The sequence below is a fragment of the Rhodospirillaceae bacterium genome (assembly GCA_016712715.1).
Classification (GTDB): Bacteria; Pseudomonadota; Alphaproteobacteria; order Dongiales; family Dongiaceae; genus Dongia.
In genome coordinates this window covers 398,834-423,419 of the sequence record JADJQM010000003.1, presented here as the reverse complement: position 1 = coordinate 423,419, position 24,586 = coordinate 398,834, and the positions used below count along the sequence as shown (strand labels likewise).

Here is a 24,586-nt window from a genome sequence, read left to right as displayed (position 1 = left end):
CGTTGGTCGCAGCAACGACCCGGGTGACCCGGGTCGTTGGCGACATCATCCCCGCGTGGCAGCCCCCTCTGGGGTGCTGTCGTCTTCGGATTGGGGTCCGTTCCCGGTCGGCGCGCCAGCCTTGAGTGGCAGCACGTTGAACCTGATCGTTGTTGCTGTCCCCGGCGGGCCGGCAACAGTCATGGTTCCGCCTAGCTGCTTGGTGAAGGCGGCAATGAGAGTGGCGCCCATCGTGCCAACCGGGTCGCCGTTTCCGCGCGCCGCCGGGCCGATACCATTGTCGACGATAGACAGGCAGGCCTCTCCGTCCTCCGCAACCGCCATCGACACACTGATGCTGCCAGTTCCCTGATTCGGAAACGCATGCTTGAAGCAATTGGTGAGAATTTCTGTCGTGAGAAGGGCCAGAGGCACCGCGCGGTCGCCAATCATCCGCATGTTGGGGAACTCGAAACGCATTGTTACGCGCCGCGATGAAATACCCGATCCGTCCTGGAGCAGGGCGCACAGGTTCTTCATGAACGGCGCCAGGTCGATCTCCTTGAGATCCTCGCTCTCGTAAAGATGCCGGTGAACCAATGCTAGGGCGTTGATGCGCATCTGCAGGTCCGATAGCGCCTGTTTGAATGCGTCGCCGCGCGGAAGCCGTGCGTAGAGATTGAGCAGGCTTGTGACGATCTGCAGGTTGTTTTTCACACGGTGATGAATTTCGCGCAACATCAGCTGCTTCTGGGCAAGCGATTCCCGCAGATCAGCTTCGCGGTGTTCGATGCGAGTGGCCATGGCCTTGAGAGTCTCGCCCAGCTGACGGATCTCGCTTGGTGCACCACGCAACTCTGTATCGGCGAAAAGATTGCCCAAGCTCATTGAATTGGCAGCATCGGTGAGCCTCTCTGTCCATCGGGTCACCAATTGCCGGGCGCCAAACAGTGCCGCCATCATGCCGGCAATCGACACGAGGCATAGAATGCCGATCTGGATCATCAGGTCACGGAGCAGTGGGTCGATCACCGCGGCGCGTGGCAGGCTGAAGATGATAAACAGTCCATTGTTTCCGAGCGCATTTACCGCGTAAATGCGTTGTTGCCCATCCAGCCCGGGCGCCTCCAGCGAACGGACGCCATCACGAATGATGGAGTCAACAATGGGTTTGGCCGGAAGCGTTTCAAGTGCGCGCTCGCCATCGCCTCTCGAACTCACAAGAACAGCGCCGTGGCGATCCAGCATTGTAACGTCACCGGCACTTGGTAGGCCGGGTTCCTGCCCGATGGCCGACAACCAGTTGAGGCGGATGCCGAGGGCAATGACCCCCTTGAGAGTCCCGTCGGCATCAAACACTGGCGCCGCATAGGAAATGATCGGTTCGCGCAAGGCCGGGGATATCAGGTAGCCGCTGAGTGTGGGGGCGCTGGTAGCAAGAACTCTTGTGAACCACTCACGCTTGGCAACATTGATGAGTTGCTTGCTCTCGTCCCATTGACACGCCGCATCGCCATTTAGATTGAACAGGACAGCCGTACCATAGGGCGGATAAGGCTGCACTGCTCGAGCGAAAGACTCACTGCACTCAAGATGGATTCGACTGTCTTGCGCGCCCCGCAGCACAGCCAGTACCTGATCGTCTCGTGACAGGTTTTGAACGATCTGCTGCGATTGCCACAGCAAGTTGGCTTCATAGTTGGACGCAAGTGCGGCAAATCGCAAAGTGGCGTCACGCGCCAAGGCGATCTGACCGCGGAAATTGTCAATGGCCGCCCACACGCCAAAGGCGCTGGGAATGATAAGCACGATCGCAAACAGGAGTATCAGGCGATGGCGCAAGGGTTGCAGGAACGTGCCGATCATTCTGGTCCCATCGCCCAATGCAATTTCAGCCATGGCATGATTTGGGACCCTTTGGCGCTGTGCCAAAAAACTTTCACGCCACACATGATCCCTGCAACGGACGCCTGCATCCTGTCGACCACTAAGCGAAGGATGTTCGACAGAAGGCGTCCGGTTGGTGTCTGATCAATTCTACGTTAGACGGCGATCCGCTTCGCGTGCCCGGTACTGGTAAATGACAGAGCCTGCGAAATCGTGACCTTGAGTGTATCGGATTCGAAAGGTTTGGTCACAAGATAGGTCGGTTCGGGGCGCTCCCCAGTGAGCAGGCGCTCGGGATAGGCGGTCACAAAGATCACCGGGACCGTAGACATGCGCAGGATCTCCGTGACGGCGGAGATACCCGAGCCACCGGCGCCAAGGTCGATATCCGCAAGGACCAAGCCGGGCTGCGTCTTCTTGAAGATCGCCACCGCCTCGGTCTGGCTTGCCGCGACGCCAACCACCGTGTGACCAAGATCCGTCACCAGACTGCTGATATCGAGGGCAATCACCGGTTCATCTTCAATGACCAGAATAGATGTCGCAATCTGCAGATTGACGGTCGCCCAGGCATCGACCAGAAGGGCCTCTGCTTCTGCCACGGGGATGTCGAGGATGGTCGCTGCGTCCGCGGTCGAAAAGCCTTCGAGCGAGGTCAGCAGGAGGATCTGGCGCTCAGAGGCAGGAAGGGCCCGCAACCGGGCTTCGACCGAAAGGTCGACCAACGCATTGGGGTCATCGGCCTCCACGTTTCGGTTGGAGACCACGTGGAACAATTTGAACAGGCCGAGCTTCACGTCCGCCCCGGCAGGAATGACCTCGGGATCCGCCAATAGCGCCTCGAGGCTCACACGGACATATAGGTCACCAGATTCCTGAGATCCCATAAGCGCTCGCGCATAACGACGTAAATATTTGAGATTGTGTACTATTTCGTCAGAATTTGCCCGCACTTTGCCACCCTTTGTTCTAAGATCCGATCCGAGATCGACTTTTTTCCGATGTATCAGGAACCGATTTGCGCGTTTTGGGTTCCCTTAACGGACAGAAAAAACCGATAGACTGAACCATGTGTTTTCCTGCGGCGCCCGACCGATCCCTGGATGCCACGGCGCGATATCTCGTGAGCCGTGATTTGACGCGTTCCTCTATCGGTATGCTGGGAACATTGGTAACACGGGCCGGTTGCTTGCAGGCAAAGATACCGGCGAACCCGGCAATAGAGTTTGTAGACGAATAAGGTAGCTGGCAATCGTGAGCTCACAAGAAAACGACAAAGACCCGGATTCCGTGGCAAAGGGAGTCATTGCCAGGTCTTCGACCTATGATACGTCGCCTCAAGCGCGGGCGAATGGCGCGGATGGTAAGGTGAAGCCACCACAGGCGTTGGATCGATGGTTCGACGACCAACTGAATCAACTGTTTAACGATGTCAGCACAGAGCCGTTGCCACCCGATCTGGCACGGCTAATCGGTCAGTTGAAGTCGCAAAGCCAGAAATAGAGCGCATCAAGCAAGGTACCCGCGCGCCTGCTCAAGGCAGGTGAGCCGCGCCATTAGGGCAGGGAACTGCTGTCCACGGTCGACGTTTGGTCGGGGTATCGGAGAAGAATAGATGGAAATGCAGGTCGTAGAACAATCCAGAGCCGATGTCGAAGCGATGCTGCTGGATGTTATCCCGCACCTGCGCGCCTTTGCCCGCTCGCTCACACGTAATCGCGATCAGGCAGACGATCTCACGCATGATGCCGTGGTGCGGGCTCTGGCCGCGATCGACCAGTTCACACCGGGCACCAACTTCAAGGCCTGGATGTTCACGATCTTGCGCAATCTATATTACAATGAATGCCGCAAGCGCTGGATCAAGTCGACGCCGATCGACGAAATGGCGGGTGACGAGCCATCCATCGGGCCGGTACAGGACGCCAATCTGGAATTCAACGACTTCCGCCGCGCCTTCTGGCAATTGAATGCCGACCAACGCGAAGTACTGATCCTCGTCGGCGCCAGCGGCTTCAGCTACGAAGAGGCGGCCGAGGTCTGCAATTGCCGGGTTGGAACGGTCAAAAGCCGCGTGTCGCGCGCCCGTGCGGAGCTAAAGCAGATATTGGAGCAAGGTGGCCTTGTCGGCCAACGCCGTGATGCACCCCCGACGGAGCCGGATGGATTGGAGGAATTCCTCGAGCAGGATTCAGCAACCGATGGTCCGGAACTCAGCTATCGCGGTCCAGCACGCCGCTGATATTGCGGGCCCCTTCAGCATTCACCGAAAAGGATAGATCATGAAACCATTGTCAATCGTTGGCCTGCTGCTCATCGTCGCCGGAATCGTGGCCTTGGCGGTTGGGCGGTTCTCCTACACGACGGAAGAAAAGGTAATCGAGCTTGGCCCGATCGTGGCCACCGCCGACAAAGAACATACCATCCGCATTCCTGATATTGCAGGAATTATTGCCGTCGTGGCGGGGCTTGGCCTCGTGGTTGTCGGTCGCCGCCGCGCCTGACCTGCCGCCTGGCAGAAATCGCGCGGAATTAGGATACCCAGATGGCGACGATCACTCCGAGGGTGAGTACAGCGAGCCCGGTAGAGATGAAAAGGACATTTCGTACCCGACCGCTCCTCTCACCACCGCGCGCCGATTCAGCCGAGATGTGCTGGTGATGATCGGACATCAGATCACCTGACGGGCGAGGGCTGCACGCTCGTTGAGCGCTTTCATTCGGAGCGGACATGGCGGAATCTGCCGCGATTCCACCACGGCAGGCGCAACGGCAACTGCCTGCGTCCGGAGGAAAGCCGTTTCACTCTGCTTTGATCCTGCTTTTTGCATGATTGGTGCTCTCCTCTTCTCAGCCCATTCTCGGTCTTAGGACAACACCGCCGGTGCACGGTGGTTGCTGTGACTTTTATGAGGATCGGGACAATTTGGAGGCGAACGCCAAGATCATGGGCGCGTGTGGTTGATCGCCAGGGCCGCGAGATGGCCGAGGGTAACGAACGCCAGGCAGAGAATGACCGAGGCAGCGATGTTGCCGCCGGCACTAGGCCAATTGCCCGCGCGGATCAGATCGAGTGTTTGCAGGCTGAAGGCGGAAAAGGTCGTGTATCCGCCACACAAGCCGACCATGATGAAAAGCCGGCCGTTCTCCCCGACCACGAGCCGGCCGTCGGGGCCGCTCAGGGTCGCAAAGAAGCCGATGATGAAGGACCCAAGGATGTTGATGAAGAGGGTTCCCCAGGGAAAGTCGCTGCCGAACCGGGCGGCGATCAGTCCGCCGCACCAGTAGCGCGCCATGCCGCCCAGGGCGCTGCCCAAGGCAATCCACAAATAGGCCACGATCTTGTCCCCCAAACTTGGATCCGCGTTCGTTATAACACGGGCAAGGAGAGGATTCCGCCCCGGAAAACGATCGAGGTCAGGCCGAATTGGCGGCGGTCCGGCGCGGCAGCTCGGCCTGTTGAGCCGGGGCCGAGGCGGCTGCGAAGCTCAGGCATTGCCCGCTGTAGAGAAGGCCCATGAGGGGGAGTGCCGCCGTTTCCTGAACCGGGGCTTCCTGGGCGACATTGTCCTTGGCGACGTGCCGCTTGAGCGACGGATGGGACCCGGCGCGGCCAAAGGTCAGCGTCTCCGCAGGCACTTCCTGCAGCAGCTCGGCGCCATAGAGAAACTCGCAGGGCATCATCGCGGCCAGGAATTTGAACTTGCCATCTCGCACCCCGCCTTTCAGCAGGGAGCAGTGATAGCCGGTATCGCCCCGGGTCAGCGCAAGCGGCGCCGTATCCGGGGTGCTGACATGGAAAACGCCGAGCAACTTGCCGCCACTCAGCCGCAAGGTGAGCTGGTGGCGGGCGATATCGATGGCCGTGAGGGCGAAGCGCCGGTTGTGGAACTCCACCAGGGTTGCGTCCTGGGCAGCGCGGAAGATCGTTGGCACGTCGATCACGCCGGCCTCGGCGAAATGATCGGGATCGACGGCCGGTGGCAGAGCGTCGGCGCCCCTGTATCTCTTGGCTTCGCCATCTGTGAACCTAATCAGCGCATCGGCGGCAAGGTCGGCCACCATCGCGGTGGCAACCGGGCGGCTGTAATGACCCTGGTCGCTGTAGAAGGCGGGGTCTGTCACCACCTGACGACCGAACCGACGTATCAGCTCCCGGGAGATATCGATGCAGGCGGTTCCATACCAATCCGACAGATAGTGAATACCCGCGTCGATGGAGGGCACGCTGCCAAGCCATGATCCATTGCGCGCCCCAAAGACGAGCGTGCAGATCCGCAGCCTTGGATTGCGGGTCAAAGCATAGCGCAGGATGCCTTCATAAATGCGGGCCCAGTGCCGGAACTGGCGCCGCTCATCACCATAGATGAAAGCATCGTTCAGCGCATATTCGATGATTAGCAGGTCGGAGCGGTCAAGTGCATCACCCGCCTTGAGGCGGAACAGACCATAAGCGCTGGTGGTGCCACCGATCGCCATGTTCTCGACGATGTCGAGCCGCAATCCCTGGCGCTCGGTCGCGGCCAGCATCTGACCGAGATAGCCCGGCTCCATCACCGTGTTGGAGCCACCGATGATGGTAGTGCGCAGGGTCTTCGACATGAGATCCGCCCTTCCTCAGATTCAAGCGGCCATCAGCATGGCCTGGTAGTTCTCCGTCATCGCCAACCCAGCCTCGGTCAGGTGGCGATGGAAGTTCTTCAGGCGCAGGCGATAGGTGTCCAGGAAGGCATTGATGCGCTGCTCGGACATGAACTCGGCCATGAAAGCCTCGATGCCCATGGTGCATGCTTTATCGACAGTGGTGTGCGGCACGCCGAAGAATTCGCTCAACTCCTTGACTCGCAGGTCCTTGAACAGGATCGCGGTCGGCAACCCGACCTGGAGGGCCGCCACGCCGCCATGGAACCGATCGCCGATAAATACGTCGTGCCAGCCATAGCACTGGCGCCAAGCATCAACGCTATCGAAGTAAAAATACTTGTCGAACGGTGCTTCGGTCCCGATGGCCTCGTTGACCAAGGGCTCGAACACATTCTGAATCATCTGATTGCGGGCATCATCGAAGAAATGCCGCCCCTGGAGTTCTTCCTTGAACTGGAAGATCTCGTCCTGGAAGACATAGGAACATTTCTGTCCGGCGAAGAACTTTGCAAGTTGGCGGCCGCGCACCGACTTCTTCTGCAGATAGCCGGCAGTGACAAAGCGATACTCCTCCGGCTTCCTGGTCGGCGCCTTGATACCAAGGATATTCTCGGGGTAGAGCATCATGCTGGGGCAGCCGAGCGCGACTGGGTTCTTGAAACCCATCTTCTTCAGCCAGGTCTCAGTCTGGGTTCCGCGCACGCCGAACACCAGCGCGCGTTCATCGATCCAGCGCAGCAGTTCGATCGTCGCCGGCTCCAGGGTGGAGAGATCCTCCATCTCATTCTGCATGCCCATGCCCAGAACGATGACTGGAATCTTGATTTGCTCCAGGACCTTTACCAGGGAGGTGTGGTTGAGGTTCGGGCGGATTTCGTTGGCCATCGGCAAAACCAGCGCATCGAAGTTGTTGTTGAGCAGGTCCATCGCCTCCTTCGAGCCCTTGTAGGCATCGTAGAGGACATGCACGCTCAGCATGCAGCTGTAGTTGCGGTCATAATCAAAAATGCGGCAGGAGCCTTCGCCGATCAGCATGTTCCCCTTGTTCGACGTCAGGTAGAAGTTGCGCGACATCGTGCTGAAGGTCGTGCTGTTCGATCTCGGCAACCCTTCGGAGAAGGGCATGCCTGGGTGATAGCGATAGCGGGTGTCCGCCGGTTGGCGACCGAAACAAAGTCTCTTCATCACGAAAGTCCTCCTCCCCGAATGGGTTTGAATTGGCGCATTAGCCTGCTCATGGTGTTCCTGGATCTTTTCCGTCGCCGTCATTGGAGCGCGGCAACATTCTGGTCAGTGCGGTCGGCTGGCCGCAGCGCACCAGCGAAAATCCTGCGTCATCGTTCCAGTCGTAGTAGAATCCCTGAGGCACGCGTTCTGCATTGCCTGGCGTATCCAGATATTCCAACAGTGGCTGCATGATTTCGATACGCCGCCTGTCATCCGGCGCGCATTCCTGCTGCGGCAGCGCAGTGCCGAATTCGGTGAGCCAGCATGGGCGTCGCGCGAAGGCGTTTTGGCCGCATGGGGCGAGTTGGCTGTCGATCAGGTCTGTCCGCGCCCCCAGACTGTTGGCAAAGCGCAAAGGTTCGTAGAGGTGAATGCCGACGACATCGACATGATCGAATAGATCGCGTGTGTCGAACGCCCGGTAAACGAGGTCAGGCGCCACATAGGTTGCACCGCTATTGACGATGAAGTCACTGTTGATGTCGGCCAGACCGGCAGAAATCAGTTTGACCTTTGAAAGAGCCGGATTCTTCGCCAGTGCCGTTCGGGTGATATCGATCACGGCACGATAGCGGTCTAGTCCGACTGCAAAGAGGGCGCGCTGTTCCGGAGTCCAATCCGCCTCGGTGGCAATGACATGGCCGCGCGCCGCCAGCGGCAGATCCCCGTTGTAGCCGGACCAGTTAAGTTCGTTGCCAAGCTCCAGACCGATCAGCGGAATCTGATGGACGTCGGCAAAAGCCAGGAAATCCTCCAAACGCGCCTGATAGCGAGCGAGGTCAATCTGAGACAAACCGTAGGATGGAAAGAAACCGTCCGTGCGGGGCCGCGGCACAGCACCCTTGGCAGCGACGGCCCCGTCGATGAGCGGGATCGTGACGAGTATCTCTAGGTCGGCCCGCTTGGCTTCTTCAAGAGCACGGTAGGTTCCGGACAGTGGGTTCTTGAGACCGATGCGAACACGGGTGAAACCGGCTTCGGCTATGTCCCCGAGGGTCGCTGCGATGATGGCTGGCTTCTCCCAGGCGATATTGGCAGTGGCCACTCCTGTGCTGAATGCAGCCGGGTCCGCCCCGGTTGCTCGTGCGGGAATGCCGGCGGCGATGGCCAGCGCGCCGATCAATGCCAGCAGCCCGAGGTATCTGATGTGGTTGCCGCCGCTCATCGGCCCGGACTCGAGGTTACGGTTCGGCGTAGCTCGATTTCCTCCGACCTGAAGGGAAACCAAGCCTCAAGCCGGTCGATGAGCGGCGACAGGTTTTCGGCCCAATTCGTGGCGGCAACATGATCTGCCGCGGTGGAAGAGAGCCGATTGAGGAGGTGCGGTTCGCTGAGCAGGCGCTCAAGCGATCGCACCAGTTCGTGAGCGATAGCATTGTCATCTTCGCTGTTGATCAGCAGGCCATCGATTTCATGTTCGACTAGTTCGCCGACCGCGCCCACGGCGGTCACCACCGGCACGCAGCCGACACGCTGTGCCTCGAGAATGGTAAGCGGGGCGCCTTCCCAGCGCGAAGTGAGCAGCAGGACGTCGGCCTCGGCAAACGCGTCGGTCAAGGCCTTAGCGGAGTAAATGGCCGGCTCAAGCTTGATGCCGATCTCGGCGAAGCGCTCGGTCCAGGAGCCGCGGGCCTGGTCGTTCAATACCTCGCCGCCAATAAGGCGAATGTCGATCGGAAGCTTACGCCGCCTGATGATGACGGCCGCGTTGTAAAGGCGCTCGATGCCCTTCTGCGAATCGAGACGGCCGATGAACAGGGTTTTGAGACGTTCCGGCACGCCTCGGCGCTGCCGTTGGCGCAGGACCGTTCGCACTTCGGAGTCTCTCATCTCGTAACTCGGCGCGTTACGGATGTGCATCAGCTTGGCCGTAGGCACGCCCATGCCATGGAACCAGTCGACCATCTGTTCCGAGCAGGTCAGGATCAGGTCGTAAATGTGTTCATAGGCCAGCGCAATGTAAGGGTGACCGGCCGATCGCCCCGAGCGTGTCCGATCGAGAACGTGGACGTGATCGAGAATCTTCACCCCGCGCCGGCGCAACTCGCCCAGGACGGCGTTGACTGGTGCTACCTGGCAGTTCACCACCACATCCAGCCCGGCAAAGAGGCCGAGAAGGCGCTCGACGCGGGCACCTTCATCCTGCGCCATCATCAGATCGTGGCCGGCGAATTGGTGTGCGCCACCCCAGAGCGGATAATCATCCATGAGAAAGTTGACGCTGGCGAAGTCGCCCTGGTCGAAGACCATCTCGCAGGAGGACTTGCCGAGTATATAGAGATGGGTCTCATAGCCGAGGCGCGCCATCACCCGAGCCATGGCATAGGCGACTTTCTCGACACCGCCGAAGGAGGCTATCGGCAGCAGGAAGCCGATACGCGGTGCCTGATTCTTGGTCGCGATGCGCGGTAGGACCGGGCTCGCGCCCAAGGCGTCGCGCAGAAGCCTATAGTGGTTCTTGACCGGCGGAAAATAGCCGCCCCGCCAAGTCCAGCGTACATTGGCGACGCGGCGATAGGCGGAATCACGAAAGACCCCAAGGGTCGAGAGCAGACCGTTGGTGGCGGGGAGGACAGTGCGGTCCAGATCGAACGCCTTGAACGGTCCCCGAATCACCAGTTCAACCGTGTCCGGCGATGGCCGCTTGCCGCGGATTGAGCCGATCCATTCGTCGGAAATGTCGTCGACACAGGCTTTGAAGATCTCGGCCGAGCACATCCAGGCAAGTGGCTTCTTCGCCATATAATCCGGGGCACCTGCCTCGACTTGCTTGAGTTCGATGCGGCTGGCGTCATGCTCCAGGCGGATGGCGACCAGATGGTGCTTCTCGCTGAGCCGTTCGGCGTGCCAAAGCACGTTGTGGAGCACGCCGATCTTGCGCATGGCTTCGAGGTGCGCAGGAGCGATCCACAGCATGAAGGGCGGGATACCATGAGCATCCGGTTCCGCCAGCGACGCCCAGTAGCGGTCTATGAAGGTCTCAAGGTCGATCTTCGCATGCTTGGCGAGCGGGTCACTGAACAGGGATACCGCATACGTGCCGGTTGCAATCGCCGCAAAGCGCGGGCTTTCCTCATGCTCCCATTGCGCCAGCGTATCCGGCATGAAGAGCTTCTTATGCTTCTCGCGTATATAGGCCATGATCGCGGCCTTGGTGCGATGTGAATCACGCAGCATGCTTTCAGCGCGTTGGCGATAGTCGAATCCGAAGAACGGATAATTGGCGCCGACGAAGCCATGCGAGATGCATTGGAGCCAGAATTCCCAATCCTCGAACCCGGCCTTCATGGTCTCATCGAACCTGATTCCGGCATCGAAAACACGGCGTGAGACCATGCTGCCGGCCTCGCAGATGTTGTCGAAAGTCAGGTGCAACAGTCTCGAATAGGGAGCTTGATAGCTGCCGTTCCAGCCGATGCCGAACTTGTCGATGTTCGGATAGACCCAGTCGATCTCCGGACGTTCCTTCAGAAAGGCGAACACGTCCTGCATGGCCGGCAGGGTGATGCGGTTGTCGGCGTCGAGAAAATAAATGGCTTCGATCGACGGGAACAGGTCGCAGGCAAAATCGACGCCATAGTTGCGGGCCGAACTCAGGCCGCCATTTGGTTTGCGCAGATAAAATACATTGCCGTGCGCGGTTGCGTAGGTGGTACCGATTTCCTCGGTTTCGGGGAATGGACAGCCATCATCGACGATGACGATGGCGATGTCGAAAGTCGCGATCTGGGCCAGCGCGGACTCCACGGCCTCCGTCATCAGCACCGAATGCTTGTATACCGGAATGACGATGGCAAGGGTGGGCGCAAAGGAGTCCAGGTCGTCGGTCGACGGCAACGCGTCGCCGGTGGTGAGCTTGGCCTCATTGTCCGGCTTGTTAAGCTTGCGCGCACGCATCGGGTCAGCCTTGCACGAGGGCGTGGAGATTCATGAACCGAGCCCAGGCGAAATCGTGATTGCCGGGATCGACCATGCGCGTCGCGAGATAGAGATCGCCGGCTTCGCGCGAGGGTGCGTCGAGATAGAGGCTGGCGAAGCGCGGCTGCTTGGCGGGAACGCGGATCCAGCCGGAGAAGCCTTCGCCCGGTACCGGGTCCGATATGCCACTGAGCAGGTCGAGAATACGGCCTTCATCGCGCCCGACCACCAGGGCGAACTCGACGTCCCGGGCCTTTTCATGCGCAACAAGCAGGTTGGCGGAAAGCCGCAATGTTCCGGCCGGGCAACCGCTGGCAATCCTGGCGATGGTGGTGCCGAAGGCAGGTGGATGACAGGACAGGGTATGCTCGCCTTCGAGGTAGGTGACGCCGTCGAAACCGCTGGAATCATCATCCAGGTGAACCTGTCGGGTCTGAGTGAGGGCATCCTGCGGCAAGGACATTTCGCGCAAGCCCGGGGCATCGTTGTCCTGCGCCGCGCGGGCTGAAAAACTGCCGCGATTGGGCGGAACAACGCCGGGGAGACCGACATAGACCTGCAGCGCAAGGCTGCTGCTGGAGACGGATTGCCGGAGTTCGGCATCCTGCAGCCGGAAGAGGGCAAGTGGTTGCGCATTGCCTAAAGACAGGGTTGGCAGGTCCGCACGCTGGCCGTCGACGGAAATCACCAGCTTCAGGGTCCGACGCAACCCGGCGATGGTGCTTTTCAGCGGAAGCGTCATCCAGCCGGCTTCGATCTCGGCCACAGGGATCGTCCAGCTTTCAATGACACGGCCGTCCTCGACCGAGGCCAATGATGCGTGCAGGATGGCTTCGCTGCGCGGTGCCGGCTTGGCGACATGAAGTGCCACCGCACTGACTCCGGAACTCGCCACAGGCAGGATCTGGCTGATACGGGCGTTGCTGGCGGTCGCCAGGACATTGGGTTCGGTATCATCCTCGGCCGGCGGATTGATGAAGGCGAGTTCAAAAGGCTGCAATCCATGGCGATCGATGAAGGCCTCGAGGGCAGCGAAGCGATTCTGCAACTCCTCATTGGCCTGACGGGCCTCTGCAAGTTGCCGGAACAGCGAAGTCGTCAATTCGGCGCTCTTCCTCGCCATGTGACTGGCATTCGACATGACGAGCGTTGCGAAGCCAGCAGTATCATCAGCGTCGATCAGCGTCGGTGCCGGTAAAGGATTGTTGCGGCGCTTGCCCAGCCAGTCGCCGGCGCGATCGACCAGCTCCTGGTCCGTCTGACCGAAAGCAACCAGAGCCGCAATCTGCGGCGGTGCTTCAACGAGACGCTTCTCCTGGCCTGCCTGGTCGCGCACGAGCAGGTGATCCTCGGCAACGCGCTTGATCTTCAGCAGGTCATAGGCGTCTCCAGCCAATGCCTTCACATTGTCGCTGAGGCGCCCACTGAAGAGAATCGCCGGCTTGCGCACATAACCGCGCTTGGCGTTGTCGAGGATGTGGATGTCCTGAGTTCTTGCGGTGGCAGCACCAATCACGCGCGCACCCTTTCCATCTAGTGGCTCAATCGATCTTGCGCTGCAATATAGCAAGATGAGCGAAACGCGGCAAGAAATTGATAAATAAAAATACTATCACGCATGGGTGAATATACCATAAAAACAATAAAAAATGCGAGATATACTATAGAAAAACAGGAGTTTTTCTTGCGTGTCACAAGTAAGTAACTGAGTTTGTCAGCATGAGATCATTCATGCGCCAACCAGGCGCAGCGGCGTGGGGCGCGCTTCGATCTCGAGATCCGACATCAACGTCTTCAGATAGCGGCCATAGGCGCTGATCGGCGCTGATGCCGCCATGCGCGCAAAATTGTCGGCCGTGATAAAACCCTGGGTGAATGCGATCTCCTCGAGGCAGGCGATCTTGATGCCCTGGCGGGTTTCCAGGGCACAGACGAATTGTGTCGCGGCCATCAATGTCTCTGGCGTACCCGTATCGAGCCAGGCATAACCGCGCCCGAGGCGCTCCACCGTCAGGGCGCCGCGCGTCAGGTAGTGTGCGTTGAGGTCGCTGATCTCCAGTTCACCGCGCGGCGAGGGTCGCAATTGACGTGCTATGTCGCTGGCCTGTCCATCGAAGAAGTAGAGGCCGGTAACGGCCCAGTTCGAGAGCGGTTGCCGGGGTTTCTCGATGATTGAAATGGGTCGCTGATCGGCATCGAGCTCGACCACGCCGTAGCGCTCTGGGTCATCCACCCGGCAGGCAAAGACGTGAGCGCCCTGTTGTAGCGCGGCGGCATTGACCAGGCGCTGACGCAATCCACTGCCGAAGAACAGGTTGTCGCCGAGAATGAGCGCAGAGGGTGCGCCGCCAAGAAATTCCCCGCCAATGATGAAGGCCTGTGCAATGCCTTCCGGTCTGGGTTGTACTGCATAGGAGATGTTAAGGCCCCAGCGCGCGCCATCGCCGAGAAGATCGACATAGCGTTCGACATCCCTGGGCGTCGTGATGAGCAGGATGTCGCGAATCCCTGCCAGCATGAGCGTGGCGATCGGATAGTAGATCATCGGCTTGTCATAGATTGGCAGCAACTGCTTGGTCACCGATGCCGTCATCGGGTAGAGCCGCGAACCGCTGCCGCCGGCTAGAACGATGCCCTTCATGCGGCAATCCTTTTCTTGGTCAGGCTTGCGACGAGATTGTCCAGTGCCGAGCGCCATTCGGGCGGCGGATAGCCGAACTGTCGCGCGAGGCCGCAGTCGAGCGCGCTGAAGTGGGGGCGGGTCGCCGCGCGCGGCAGGTCGGCCAGCCGAAGCGGGACAAGATCCGGCAATGCCGCGGCGCTGCAACGGGAGAGGGCTGCAAGGATGGCTGCGGTAAAATCGAACCAGCTCACGGGTGGCTGGCCGGCGAAATGAAGCAAGGGGGGCAGGTGGCGGCCCTCGCTGAGATCGATCGCCATCTGTTGAAGAGCGGCCGCCAGAGCCGTGGCTGGCGTCGGTGAGCTGACTTGGTCAGCTACCATCCTGATGGGTTGAGCATCACCTGCCAGGGCCTTGGCAACGATCGTCTTCAAAAGTTCTGACCGTGGCGGCCAAAAAGTCCGGCACTGCGAATGATGATTGAAGTCGCTCCGGCAGCGAGAACTGCCGTTTCACCCGCCAGCTTGGTTTGCGCATAGACAGACAAAGGTGCAGCGGCATCCACCTCACGAAAGGGTCGGGGCTGCCTTCCAGAAAATACATAGTCGGTCGACACGTGAACCAGCGGGATGCCGGTGTGACTTGCAATCCGTGCCAGAACCGCCGGCAGGTCTGCGTTGAGTGTCCTGGCAACATCAGGCTCGCTCTCACACAGATCGACAGCAGTATGGGCCGCCGTATTGATGATGGCTAAGGGCCGCAGCGACTGCAGGCGTGATTTGAGGTTGCCTGTGTCGAACAGATTAATGTCGGTCCGGCCGAAAAAAAGCGGTCGGAGATCGGCGGGCCAGGCGAGATCGGCCAGCTCGCGCGCCAACTGACCTTGGCGACCAATCACGGCGATGCAACGCGGATGCGCTGTCATGGCGCCAACTCCGCAAGCGCTGCCGACAACCTGTTGACGGGCTGCTTAGCCATGAAGCCGGCTCCCCGGCAATGTGGCGGCCGGGCGCACATCGCGGGCGGAGGGCTTGACAGGGGCCCGTCGCCCCCAATCGATCGGCGCAAGGTCACGCAGGCGCGGCAGAAGGGCATCCTTTTCAGACACCAGTACCTCGGCCGCGGTAAATGGCCATTGAATGGCAAGATCCGGATCGTCCCAGGCAATCCCGCCTTCCGACTTTGGCGCATAAGGGGCCGAGACCTTGTAGTGCACGAGTGTCTCCGGCTGCAGAGAACAAAACCCGTGGGCAAACCCCACCGGAACAAAGAGATGCTGGCCGCCTGAGGCCGACAAATGAATGGCGGCAGCCCGTCCGAAATCTGGCGATTGCGGACGTAGATCGACCACGACGTCGAGGATGGCGCCTGCCAGCACGGTCACCAGCTTGGCCTGTGCATAGGGCGGCCGCTGGAAATGGAGTCCGCGAACGACCGCCGGCAGGCTGGTGAGCGAGACATTGTCTTGGCAAAAGTCAGGCATGCCATCATCCGCCAGGTCGTTGGCCGCGATGTTGGTGGATTGCCGGCGGTGGAGTTCCATGAACCAGCCACGTGAATCGGCAAAGCGCCGACCGGAGACCAGACGGACATCCGCCGGCAGATCATCGGTAATCATGCGATCAAACGGCAAGGCGCACCTCCTTGGCAGTACCCACATGCCAGCGCCAGGCGCTGGCAACGATCTCTTCCAGCGAGGATTGCGCTGCACTCCACTCAAGGGCCGCCTTGGCGCGACGAGGGTCGGCAAACAGGGCCGGGGGATCACCGACACGGCGTGGTGCCGCTTTATGCGGAACGGGTCGGCCTGCCTGATGGGCTACTGCGGCGATTACCTGGCGCACTGAATACGGTCGACCGGTGCCGAGGTTGAAGGCATGGAAACCAGCACTGGAGTCCTGGAAGGCAAGGGCGCGGACATGCGCGGTCGCAAGATCATTTACATGCACGTAGTCGCGCTCGCAGGTTCCGTCCGCGGTCGCGTAGTCCTCACCAAACACCTGTACCGGGCCGCGCTGGCCGAGGGCTGCAGCAATCACCAGGGGAATGAGATGCGTTTCCGGCTCATGGGCTTCGCCAATCCCGTCAGCATCAGCGGCGCCGGCTGCGTTGAAGTAGCGCAGCGCTGTCGCACGCATGCCATAGGCTCGGGCAAAATCCGCGAGGATGGTTTCAACCATCAGCTTGCTGCGACCATAGGTGTTGATCGGATGCTGGGCTGTCGCTTCATCGATCGGGCAACTCTTTGGCTCGCCATAGGTGGCGCAGGTGCTGGAAAAGATGAACCGGTCAAGTCCATGTCGCTGCATGGCTTGCAGCAGCGACAGCGTGCCGGCGACATTCGTCTCGTAATAGCGCGCCGGCTGAGATCCTGATTCTCCAACCAGCGACAGCGCTGCGAAATGCATCACGGCGACCGGTTGGTACTTTGCCAGCAACGCTGTGACAAGCGTGTGATCAGCAATGTCGCCCGTTTCGAGTGGACCCCACTTCACGGCCCAGCGGTGACCCGTCGATAGATTGTCGAGAGTGACGGGAAGATATCCGCTGGCCGCCAACATCCTGCAGGCGTGACTACCGACATATCCGGCACCGCCGGTCACGAGCACATGGCGCATCAAGGTCCCCATTGCTGCTGTTTTCGATTGGCAAGTTATCAAACGAAATGCTGCAAAGCACTAATTACTTATTGGCGATAATATTCATAAAGCTCGATCTAATATCTGTGAGCAAAGACTTGCATGAAGATGTGCGTTGCGCGAATTATGTGACGTCATCAACGCGGCGCATTCGGCGGAGGCCTAGTTGAACATCCTGTTCGTACATCGAGATTTTCCCGGACAATTTGGCGCCCTCGCGGAGCGCTTGGCGCAATCAACGCACCATCGTGTTGCTTTCGTAACTTCCGCAGATGTGATCTTGCCGGGACGTATCATGGTGCGACGTTTCCACGCAAAGCGTCGACCAAGCGCATCAACGCATCACTATCTGCATGGATTTGAGGCAGGCGTGCTCAATGGACAGGCAGTATTCGAGGCTTGCCATGCATTGCACGAGGAAGGCTTTGTGCCGGATGTGATTTTTGGACATTGTGGCTGGGGCGTCGCGCTCTATCTTCGCGAAGTTTTTCCCAAAGCACGTTTCATCGGCTACTTCGAATGGTACTACCACCCGCATGACGCTGATGCCGACTATCTCGACCCAAATGGCATGACTCCCGACAATGCCTGTCGAATAAGAACTCTGAATGCGCCGCTGCTGATGACCCTCGAGGATGTCGATTTTGGCCTTGTTCCAACGGCATTTCAGCGATCACAGCTTCCGGCGAGCTATCAGCACAAACTCCAGACACTTCACGATGGTGTTGATACCGAATATTTCAAACCAGATGCCGCGGCCTGCCGTCGCTTTGGTGACGTCGAGCTGCGCGGCGTTAATCGTTTGCTAACTTATGCGACCCGCGGCCTTGAGCCGTATCGCGGATTTCCAGAGTTCATGCGTGCCCTCGTCGGCGTCCTGAAGGCGGAGCCGGATGTCGTTGTCGCGGTCGCTGGCCAGGACCAGACGTTCTATTCGCGACGCCTGCCAGACGGTGAGACATATAAGGAGCGCATGCTGCGAGAGCTGCCGCAGCTTGATCTGGCTCGGATCCATTTCCTTGGCACCTTGCCGCGCGATGACTATCGACGCCTGCTGCAGATTTCCACAGTGCATGTCTATCTGACCGTCCCGTTTGTGCCATCTTGGTCACTGGTCGAAGCGATGTCCTGCGGGTGCCATATCGTGGCATCCGACACGGAACCGACCCGCGAAGTACTTGGAGATCAAACTGCCGCGCATTTTATTGATCATCGCGATGTGGCCCAGCTGGAAAAAGTGCTGCGCCAGGCTTTGGCACAGAAAGACACCGCGTCAAAGTTGCGTGAAGCAGCAAGAAGCCGTGCGGTTAGCCACTTTTCGCAAGCATCGCTGTTGCCGGAGTGGGAGAGAATTGCGCTCGGAGCGAGCAACAAGGTCGGCTAAAAAATGCCACTAAAGTATAAGCTGCAGTAATTATGACGACGAAAATTTAGGTCATACTTATATAACAATACAATTGTTGCAGGCCTCGTTATTTGCTGGTCAATTGATCGCGGTTTCGGCACCCACGACCATCATTCCAAGCGACGAGGAGAGACACGATGGCGACAATTCCGGGCGGTGACTTCGCCGACCGTCTTGTCGGCACCAGCCACGGGGACTTTATCCTGGGCGGCGGCGGTGACGACGCGATCAGTGGCGGTGGCGGCAAGGATTTCATCGATGGCGGTACCGGCCATGACTGGATCAACGGTGGCAGTGGCGCCGATTGGATCAACGGCGGCGACGGTTCCGACCATATCCTGGGCGGTTCCGGCAGCGACGTGGTCTTTGGCGGCGCAGATGCCGATTACATCAATGGCGGCTCCGGTGAAGACACCATTGCTGGCCAGGGTGGCGACGATTGGATCAACGGCGGCAGCGGCGACGACAATTTGTTCGGCGGTGCCGGCAAGGATGATCTGACCGGCGGCAACGGAGACGATCGCATGTTCGGCGGCGAGGGCGACGATGCCCTGCGTGGCGGAAACGGTGACGATCTGCTCAAGGGCGAGGCCGGCAACGACAACCTCAATGGCGGCAACGGCGATGACCAGATCAAGGGCGGCGCCGGTGACGACAGCCTTGAAGGTGGGAAGGGCGATGATCACCTGCAGGGTGGTGATGGCGCCGACCGGCTCTCAGGCGGTGCTGGTGACGACTTTGTCGACGGCGGTGCCGGCGATGACTTCCTGCGCGGTGGTGCCGGTGATGACACCTTTGTCTTCCACGGCGGCGGCGGTCAGGACGTCATCATGGACTTCGAAGAGGGTGAAGACATTCTTCACATCTCGAAGAACATCAATGGCCTCGACGTTACGTCCGCGGACGATGTCGCTTCGCTGGCGCATGAAGTCGGCGGCAACACGGTCATCGACTTCGGCGGTGGCGATCAGGTGACCCTGGTCGGCGTCAAGGCTGTCGATGTCCAGGCCAACCCGAGCGCCTTCTTTGTGATCAGCTGATAGGGATTGGCGTCGGGTCCGGCCGGTTGTGGCGCGTGACTCGACGCCATTTTCTTTGGCAGATACTGGAAAAGCATGCTGGTTAAGCCCATCGACCACTCACCAAACAACCAACACTCAAACGACCAACACAGTGCGGGCCGGACGCTCGATCGCGCCAATCATTTCGCCATGCCGGGTGGATTGCAGCTGCTGCTGAGCGATGCAGGCGGCGGCCTCATACCGATGCAGGGCGGCAAGATGCTGCCACCGCCGACAATCAAGGTAGCCCTGCCGCTGGCGGACGGTCGTATCAGGCAGATGATCGTTTTCCGGCCGGCCGACAAGGTCGGGCAACCACTGGACCTGATGGCGGCAGATGGCAGTCTTGTCGCCCGTACCGATGCTGCGCTGGCCGCACCGCTTGACCGGGTGGCTCTCACGGTCGGTCTGGATGATACAGGCAAGCTGCGTCTCGTGCGGCAGTTGTTGGATGTCTGCCGCGAACTGTTCCACCTGAAACATGACGTTGCCTATGGACGCCTGTGCCGCTCAATCCTCACGGAGCTGTCGGTGCAGCCCGGCAATGTGACCGCAGAAGCTGTCGTCAATCAGCACCTGGCGCTGGTCAGCTGCCCGATTCCTGGCCATGTTGGTGAGGTGTCCGACGTGATTGTGGTTGGCGACAAGGGGATTGCGAGCGCGCTTCACCGGCCCTTGCGATTCGCCAAAGGGCGCAACCTGCTCCTCCTCGATCGCGCCGCTCTTAGAATAGGCAGTCTCCTCGTGGTCATCGGTGCGCAGGGCTTCGCGACGTCGCGCATCACCGCTCTGCCGCAGACACCCTTCCTGGCGTGGTTGCAGGCGAATAAGGCGATCGCCGGAAAGACGCGTAGCTTTGTTATGCGATGCCTGGCAGACGTTGCCCAGGGTGACAACACGACAGCGGCCCTGTTGAACGAACTCGAACTCTTTCAGCCTGCAACGCGTCGCAACCTTACTGACAAGCGTTTGCCTTTAGGTGGCGCCGTCGAACTGCTGATTGCGGATGGTCGCGGTGGCATTTTTGTGAAGGGATGGGTTCGTGATCCCCATCAGCTTATGTCGGAAATTTTTCTGGTGGCCGTCGGCATCGAGCCGCAGCGCCTGGATGACAACTGTCTGCGCTATCAGCGTCCCGATATCGACAAGCTTTACGACGGGCGCGTAGGTGCAATGGGGTTTGCAGCCTTCCTGCCAGATGCGGGAACGATACGCGGCCAGGCGAAGCTTGAACTGCGCCTTGGATCCGGTGCCACTCTCGATATCCTCGCCCGTCCTGCCCAGGGTACGCCAGGACAGCTCCGGGATGCGGTGCTGGGCGGCATTCCGCCGGAGCAACTGACCACCGAGGCGATCGCCAAGGTGATAGCGCCGGCGGCGGTGGCGTTGCACCAGGCGCATCTCGCTGCGCGCCGCCCCCCGGATGTCGTGCAACTGGGTGCGGCAGCTCCGGAACCGCGCTATTCGATCATCATTCCGCTCTACCGCAATCTGGACTATTTACGCTTCCAGTTGGGGAGCTTCGCGATTGACCCTGACATGGCGGAAGCGGAGCTCATTTTTGTGCTCGATTCACCAGAGCAGCGCGCCGATCTCGTGCATTTCCTCAGCGGATTGCATCAACTCTATGCGCTTCCCATCACGGTACTGATCATGTCGGGCAATTTCGGGTATGCCGCGGCCAACAATGCGGGCGCCGCAATTGCGCGTGGAAAGATCCTCGTGTTGCTCAATTCGGACGTGGTGCCAGAGGAAGCCGGGTGGCTACGCAGGCTTTCAGCGCCGCTGCTGCGCGGGAAGAAAGTGGTGGCCAGCGGTGCCCGATTGTTGTTCGACGATCATTCACTGCAGCATGCCGGCATGCGGTTTGCCCGCGACGCCGGCGGGCATTGGCTAAACCTCCATTATTTTAAGGGCGCGCCACGCGAGTTTCCGCCGGCGCTGGAATCCCGCTCTGTCCCGGCTGTTACCGGCGCCGCCCTCATGGTGCGTCGGCAAGCATTTGTCGATGTGGGCGGCTTCACCGAGGATTACATCATTGGCGATTACGAGGATTCGGATCTGTGCCTGAAGTTGCGGGCGGCGGGTGGCGACATTCACTATTGCCCAAAGGCAGTGTTGTTTCACTTCGAGCGCAAGTCGATCAATCGCCACGCCGGCTATCAGCGCAGCGTCGCCGGTCTTTATAACAGGTGGCTCGCCGGACAGCGCTGGAATGAAGCCATGTGTGACTTGATGGCGCGCTATCCGGATACTGCATCCGCGACACAGGAAGCAGCGTCATGAGTGCGGTCCTTGCAGAAAAGGTCGTGGCCGGCGACACGATTGATGAGGCCATCTTTGCGAGCCTCCTGAAGTCGATCCGCCGCAACCGCTTCCTGCCTATTCCGCCGGAGGAACGCAACTTTGTTGGTGATGGCGACTTTCTGGGCATCGGCTGTGAATTCCTGCGCCATTTTGTCGAGTTGGGCGGCTTAAGGCCGCAGCATCGGGTGGTCGAGATCGGCTGCGGGATTGGGCGCATGGCGCTGCCGCTGACGCAGTATCTGGAGGCCCCCGCTGGCCGCTACACTGGCTTTGATGTCGTATCCGCGGGCATCGAGTGGTGTCAGCAGAACATCGCTGCTGCCTATGGGAATTTCGAGTTCCTGCATCTCGACTTTCACAACCAGCTCTACAATCCTGACGGACGCCTCGCCGAGGGTGAGACAGCGCTACCGTTTGAAAGCGAGAGTGTCGATTTTCTCTTCATGACCTCGGTCGTCACGCATCTCGACCCCGGCTACACAACCTATTATCTGCGCGAAGCGACGCGGATGCTTCGGCCGACCGGCCGCCTGTTTGTCACGGCTTTCCTCCTGGATGACGCCAATCGCACCCTGGTAACTGCAGGGAAGGCGCGGCCAGCCTTTCATCTGGACGGTGCAGGTCCCGACTATATTGCCGATCGCGATCACCCGATGGCGGCGGTTGCCTTTGATGCTGACTGGTTCCTGGGGACAGCACGTGCGCAAGGGTTGCATCTGCAGCGCCCGATCGCCTTTGGGCATTGGAGTAGCCGTGTCGCCGGGAACTTCCAGGATATTTGCGTGTTCCAGCGCAGCCAGTCGAGGGAATGATGAAGCCATTGAAAGTGCTGCATCTGTGCCACAACCATCCAGCCCTCCATCCTGGCGGGACGGAGATATTTGCGTTGGATCTGCACCGCCAGTTGAACGCCACCGGCGATGTCGAGGGTCTGTTCATCGGCTGCGTCGACCAGAATCACCGCCGCCAGCGGCCAGGCACGGTTTTTCAGGGCATCGGTGCGAGCAGCAATGAGATGCTGATGTGGACCGGGCATTTCGACAATTTCTACCTGTCTCAGATCGATCTTCACGGCATCGTGCCGGAGCTCACAGATCTTCTTAACACTCTCAAGCCGGACATCGTGCACTTTCATCACATCCTGCTGATGGGTGCCGAGATCCTGTTCCTGGTGCGGCGTGTCCTCCCCAGGGCGAAGATCGTGATGTCGCTTCATGACTACTATTCGATCTGCGCGCATGACGGCCAGATGGTTACAACCGGCGACCGACGGCTTTGCCACCAGGCTTCGCCCGATGCCTGTCACCGCTGTTTCCCGCAACTTGAGCCAGAGCAGTTCGTGCTACGTGAGCGACACCTGAAAACGCATTTCTCTGTGGTTGACCGGTTCCTCAGTCCCAGCAACTTCCTGCGGCGACGCTACATCGCGTGGGGAATTGCTGCCGACCGCATAGAGGTGCTGCGCAATGCGCGGCCGGAACAGAATATCGCGCCGCATCGCGCATTGAAGAGTGGTGGGTTGCGGGGCAACTTCGCATATTTCGGCAATCTCAGCCCGAACAAGGGGGTTTTGGTGCTGCTGGAGGCGGCGCGGCTGCTGAACCAACGCCATCCGGGCGCGTTCCGGATCGATATCCATGGCGGTGCGCCCTTCCAGAGCGATGCCTTCAAGGCCGATCTGAATACCGCCCTGGCCAGAGTCGATGGCTTCGTCGGCTGGCACGGCGCCTATCGGGCAGACGAAATGGCCGATCTCATGCGCAGTACGGACTGGGTAGTGACCCCGTCTATCTGGTGGGAGAACGCGCCGCTTGTCATCGACGAGGCATTTGCCCATCGCCGACCGGTAATCGCCAGTGACCTCGGCGGCATGGCCGAATCAGTGACCAACGGGATAGACGGGCTGACCTTCCGGTCTGGTGATGCCACCGCTTTGGCAGACGCAATGGAACGTGCCCTTATCGAGCCAAATCTGTGGGCTGATCTCGTTGCCGGTATCAGGCCACGACGAACCCTGGACGATTGCGCCAGCGAGCACCTCGCTCTCTATCGCAGCCTCCTGTCGGAAAGTGGCGTCAAGGGTGAGAGACGGACAGCCAAGGCAGCCTCTTCGCGGTCTCTGAGCTACAAGGCTAAGGCGGAAAGAATGGTGTCCCATGTCGGCTAATGCTGATGTCGTTACGAAGCTCGACGAAGGCACGACCTTGCCCTCAAATGGTGCGCCACATATCCAGGGCTATATTGATGCCATTGAGCCGGACCGGGTTTTCGGCTGGGCCTGGAATACCGTCGACCCATCCGAGCGATTGACGATCGAAATTCGCCAGGGAACCGAGTTGATCGTGCGTCTTGAGGCCAATCAACCGCGGCCCGACCTCGTCGCCAATGGAATTGGAGATGGCCGCTACGCCTTTGTCGCCAACATTCCGGCAATCGGCGAAATCGACCGCGCCGCGCCGATTTCAGTCATTGCCTCAACCACCGATTCCATGTCGTCGGTTGAGCTCAAACGCCAGAACGCGGCACCGTCGCCGTCCTCCGTGAGTGCTGTTGTGCTGGGCGAGATTCGAGCCCGTGACCAGCGTCTGCAAGGTCAGATCAAGCAATTGGTCACGGTTGCGAAGGAGCGTGGCGGCCTCGATCAGAATCTCAACGAGCGGGTCGTCCAGTCACTCGATAAACTTGATGAGTCACTGCCAGCAATTGATCGTCGCCTGGAAGCCATGGAAGTCTTCCAGTTGCGGTTCGACACGATCCTGCAGGGCTATGACAAGCGCCTGGCCACCGTCGAACGGAATTCCTATCAGCGCAAGCCGCTGCTGCTTTGGGCTTGGGCTGGAATGACGACGGTGGCGTCCTGCGCCTTTGTCGCCTACCTGTTGCTTTGGAGTCATTAGAT

At 59.7% G+C, this 24,586-nt stretch carries 22 protein-coding genes; 9 read left to right on the top strand and 13 right to left on the bottom strand.

Going from position 1 to position 24,586, the window contains the following annotated elements; translation table 11 throughout:
* Positions 1–45: 45 nt before the first annotated feature.
* Positions 46–1,845, bottom strand: coding sequence for a hypothetical protein (locus IPK59_19795; GenBank protein ID MBK8160906.1), 1,800 nt, complete (start codon positions 1,843–1,845; stop codon positions 46–48).
* Positions 1,846–2,021: 176 nt separating this feature from the next.
* Complete coding sequence (locus IPK59_19790; protein ID MBK8160905.1) at positions 2,022–2,798, bottom strand: response regulator; 777 nt, start codon at positions 2,796–2,798, stop codon at positions 2,022–2,024.
* 322 nt (positions 2,799–3,120) lie between these two features.
* Between IPK59_19790 and IPK59_19785 the strand changes: the two genes are divergently transcribed.
* The 3 genes from IPK59_19785 (at position 3,121) to IPK59_19775 (ending at position 4,370) form a co-directional block, all read left to right on the top strand.
* Positions 3,121–3,369, top strand: a complete 249-nt coding sequence (locus IPK59_19785) for a hypothetical protein (protein ID MBK8160904.1) — start codon at positions 3,121–3,123, stop codon at positions 3,367–3,369.
* 157 nt (positions 3,370–3,526) lie between these two features.
* The gene (locus IPK59_19780; protein MBK8160903.1) at positions 3,527–4,108 is read left to right on the top strand and encodes a sigma-70 family RNA polymerase sigma factor; all 582 of its coding nucleotides are present in this window, start codon (positions 3,527–3,529) and stop codon (positions 4,106–4,108) included.
* Between the two features lie 40 nt (positions 4,109–4,148).
* A complete protein-coding gene (locus IPK59_19775) occupies positions 4,149–4,370 on the top strand; it encodes a DUF3185 domain-containing protein (GenBank protein ID MBK8160902.1) in 222 nt (73 codons plus the stop codon).
* Between the two features lie 441 nt (positions 4,371–4,811).
* Here the strand turns inward: IPK59_19775 and crcB are convergent, their stop codons facing one another.
* The 11 genes from crcB to galE all read right to left on the bottom strand — a co-directional run bounded on the left by crcB (position 4,812) and on the right by galE (position 16,893).
* Positions 4,812–5,204 carry a fluoride efflux transporter CrcB gene (gene crcB / locus IPK59_19770; GenBank protein ID MBK8160901.1) on the bottom strand — a complete coding sequence of 131 codons (393 nt, stop codon included), beginning with the start codon at positions 5,202–5,204 and terminating at the stop codon, positions 4,812–4,814.
* Positions 5,205–5,283: 79 nt separating this feature from the next.
* Positions 5,284–6,468, bottom strand: coding sequence for an SGNH/GDSL hydrolase family protein (locus IPK59_19765; GenBank protein MBK8160900.1), 1,185 nt, complete (start codon positions 6,466–6,468; stop codon positions 5,284–5,286).
* Between the two features lie 21 nt (positions 6,469–6,489).
* Positions 6,490–7,695 (bottom strand): polysaccharide pyruvyl transferase family protein, encoded by a 1,206-nt coding sequence (locus IPK59_19760; protein MBK8160899.1) that lies wholly within the window; start codon positions 7,693–7,695, stop codon positions 6,490–6,492.
* 49 nt (positions 7,696–7,744) lie between these two features.
* The gene (locus IPK59_19755) at positions 7,745–8,902 is read right to left on the bottom strand and encodes a hypothetical protein (GenBank protein MBK8160898.1); all 1,158 of its coding nucleotides are present in this window, start codon (positions 8,900–8,902) and stop codon (positions 7,745–7,747) included.
* Positions 8,899–11,634, bottom strand: a complete 2,736-nt coding sequence (locus IPK59_19750; protein MBK8160897.1) for a glycosyltransferase — start codon at positions 11,632–11,634, stop codon at positions 8,899–8,901. Before IPK59_19750 ends, IPK59_19755 begins: the two co-directional genes overlap by 4 nt.
* A gap of 4 nt (positions 11,635–11,638) precedes the next feature.
* Positions 11,639–13,171 (bottom strand): hypothetical protein, encoded by a 1,533-nt coding sequence (locus IPK59_19745; GenBank protein MBK8160896.1) that lies wholly within the window; start codon positions 13,169–13,171, stop codon positions 11,639–11,641.
* Positions 13,172–13,384: 213 nt separating this feature from the next.
* A complete protein-coding gene (rfbA, locus tag IPK59_19740; protein MBK8160895.1) occupies positions 13,385–14,296 on the bottom strand; it encodes a glucose-1-phosphate thymidylyltransferase RfbA in 912 nt (303 codons plus the stop codon).
* A complete protein-coding gene (locus IPK59_19735) occupies positions 14,293–14,709 on the bottom strand; it encodes a sugar nucleotide-binding protein (GenBank protein MBK8160894.1) in 417 nt (138 codons plus the stop codon). The genes rfbA and IPK59_19735 overlap by 4 nt, the downstream gene beginning before the upstream one ends.
* Positions 14,706–15,200 carry a sugar nucleotide-binding protein gene (locus IPK59_19730; protein ID MBK8160893.1) on the bottom strand — a complete coding sequence of 165 codons (495 nt, stop codon included), beginning with the start codon at positions 15,198–15,200 and terminating at the stop codon, positions 14,706–14,708. Before IPK59_19730 ends, IPK59_19735 begins: the two co-directional genes overlap by 4 nt.
* A 45-nt stretch (positions 15,201–15,245) precedes the next feature.
* On the bottom strand, positions 15,246–15,893 hold the full coding sequence (rfbC, locus tag IPK59_19725; GenBank protein ID MBK8160892.1) for a dTDP-4-dehydrorhamnose 3,5-epimerase: 648 nt from the start codon (positions 15,891–15,893) through the stop codon (positions 15,246–15,248).
* A gap of 4 nt (positions 15,894–15,897) precedes the next feature.
* Positions 15,898–16,893: a UDP-glucose 4-epimerase GalE gene (gene galE / locus IPK59_19720; protein MBK8160891.1), complete on the bottom strand. Its 996-nt coding sequence runs from the start codon at positions 16,891–16,893 to the stop codon at positions 15,898–15,900.
* A gap of 187 nt (positions 16,894–17,080) precedes the next feature.
* Between galE and IPK59_19715 the strand changes: the two genes are divergently transcribed.
* The 6 genes from IPK59_19715 (at position 17,081) to IPK59_19690 (ending at position 24,584) form a co-directional block, all read left to right on the top strand.
* Entirely contained in the window at positions 17,081–18,298 is a 1,218-nt protein-coding gene (locus IPK59_19715) for a glycosyltransferase (protein MBK8160890.1), read from the top strand.
* A 158-nt stretch (positions 18,299–18,456) separates the two neighbouring features.
* Complete coding sequence (locus tag IPK59_19710) at positions 18,457–19,359, top strand: calcium-binding protein (protein ID MBK8160889.1); 903 nt, start codon at positions 18,457–18,459, stop codon at positions 19,357–19,359.
* A 75-nt stretch (positions 19,360–19,434) separates the two neighbouring features.
* Positions 19,435–21,666 (top strand): glycosyltransferase family 2 protein, encoded by a 2,232-nt coding sequence (locus IPK59_19705; GenBank protein ID MBK8160888.1) that lies wholly within the window; start codon positions 19,435–19,437, stop codon positions 21,664–21,666.
* Positions 21,663–22,499, top strand: coding sequence for a class I SAM-dependent methyltransferase (locus tag IPK59_19700; protein ID MBK8160887.1), 837 nt, complete (start codon positions 21,663–21,665; stop codon positions 22,497–22,499). The genes IPK59_19705 and IPK59_19700 overlap by 4 nt, the downstream gene beginning before the upstream one ends.
* Positions 22,499–23,854, top strand: a complete 1,356-nt coding sequence (locus IPK59_19695; GenBank protein ID MBK8160886.1) for a glycosyltransferase family 4 protein — start codon at positions 22,499–22,501, stop codon at positions 23,852–23,854. The genes IPK59_19700 and IPK59_19695 overlap by 1 nt, the downstream gene beginning before the upstream one ends.
* A complete protein-coding gene (locus IPK59_19690; protein MBK8160885.1) occupies positions 23,844–24,584 on the top strand; it encodes a hypothetical protein in 741 nt (246 codons plus the stop codon). Before IPK59_19695 ends, IPK59_19690 begins: the two co-directional genes overlap by 11 nt.
* The last annotated feature ends 2 nt before the right edge of the window (positions 24,585–24,586 follow it).

What these genes read in the sequence shown, in the direction of transcription:
- IPK59_19795 (MBK8160906.1), bottom strand. Translation starts at nt 1,845, where the DNA reads ATGATCGGCACGTTCCTGCAACCCTTGCGCCATCGCCTGATACTCCTG.
- IPK59_19780 (MBK8160903.1), top strand. Translation starts at nt 3,527, where the DNA reads ATGCTGCTGGATGTTATCCCGCACCTGCGCGCCTTTGCCCGCTCGCTC.
- IPK59_19775 (MBK8160902.1), top strand. Translation starts at nt 4,149, where the DNA reads ATGAAACCATTGTCAATCGTTGGCCTGCTGCTCATCGTCGCCGGAATC.
- IPK59_19765 (MBK8160900.1), bottom strand. Translation starts at nt 6,468, where the DNA reads ATGTCGAAGACCCTGCGCACTACCATCATCGGTGGCTCCAACACGGTG.
- IPK59_19760 (MBK8160899.1), bottom strand. Translation starts at nt 7,695, where the DNA reads ATGAAGAGACTTTGTTTCGGTCGCCAACCGGCGGACACCCGCTATCGC.
- IPK59_19755 (MBK8160898.1), bottom strand. Translation starts at nt 8,902, where the DNA reads ATGAGCGGCGGCAACCACATCAGATACCTCGGGCTGCTGGCATTGATC.
- IPK59_19750 (MBK8160897.1), bottom strand. Translation starts at nt 11,634, where the DNA reads ATGCGTGCGCGCAAGCTTAACAAGCCGGACAATGAGGCCAAGCTCACC.
- rfbA (MBK8160895.1), bottom strand. Translation starts at nt 14,296, where the DNA reads ATGAAGGGCATCGTTCTAGCCGGCGGCAGCGGTTCGCGGCTCTACCCG.
- IPK59_19730 (MBK8160893.1), bottom strand. Translation starts at nt 15,200, where the DNA reads ATGACAGCGCATCCGCGTTGCATCGCCGTGATTGGTCGCCAAGGTCAG.
- rfbC (MBK8160892.1), bottom strand. Translation starts at nt 15,893, where the DNA reads ATGATTACCGATGATCTGCCGGCGGATGTCCGTCTGGTCTCCGGTCGG.
- galE (MBK8160891.1), bottom strand. Translation starts at nt 16,893, where the DNA reads ATGCGCCATGTGCTCGTGACCGGCGGTGCCGGATATGTCGGTAGTCAC.
- IPK59_19710 (MBK8160889.1), top strand. Translation starts at nt 18,457, where the DNA reads ATGGCGACAATTCCGGGCGGTGACTTCGCCGACCGTCTTGTCGGCACC.
- IPK59_19705 (MBK8160888.1), top strand. Translation starts at nt 19,435, where the DNA reads ATGCTGGTTAAGCCCATCGACCACTCACCAAACAACCAACACTCAAAC.
- IPK59_19700 (MBK8160887.1), top strand. Translation starts at nt 21,663, where the DNA reads ATGAGTGCGGTCCTTGCAGAAAAGGTCGTGGCCGGCGACACGATTGAT.
- IPK59_19695 (MBK8160886.1), top strand. Translation starts at nt 22,499, where the DNA reads ATGAAGCCATTGAAAGTGCTGCATCTGTGCCACAACCATCCAGCCCTC.
- IPK59_19690 (MBK8160885.1), top strand. Translation starts at nt 23,844, where the DNA reads ATGTCGGCTAATGCTGATGTCGTTACGAAGCTCGACGAAGGCACGACC.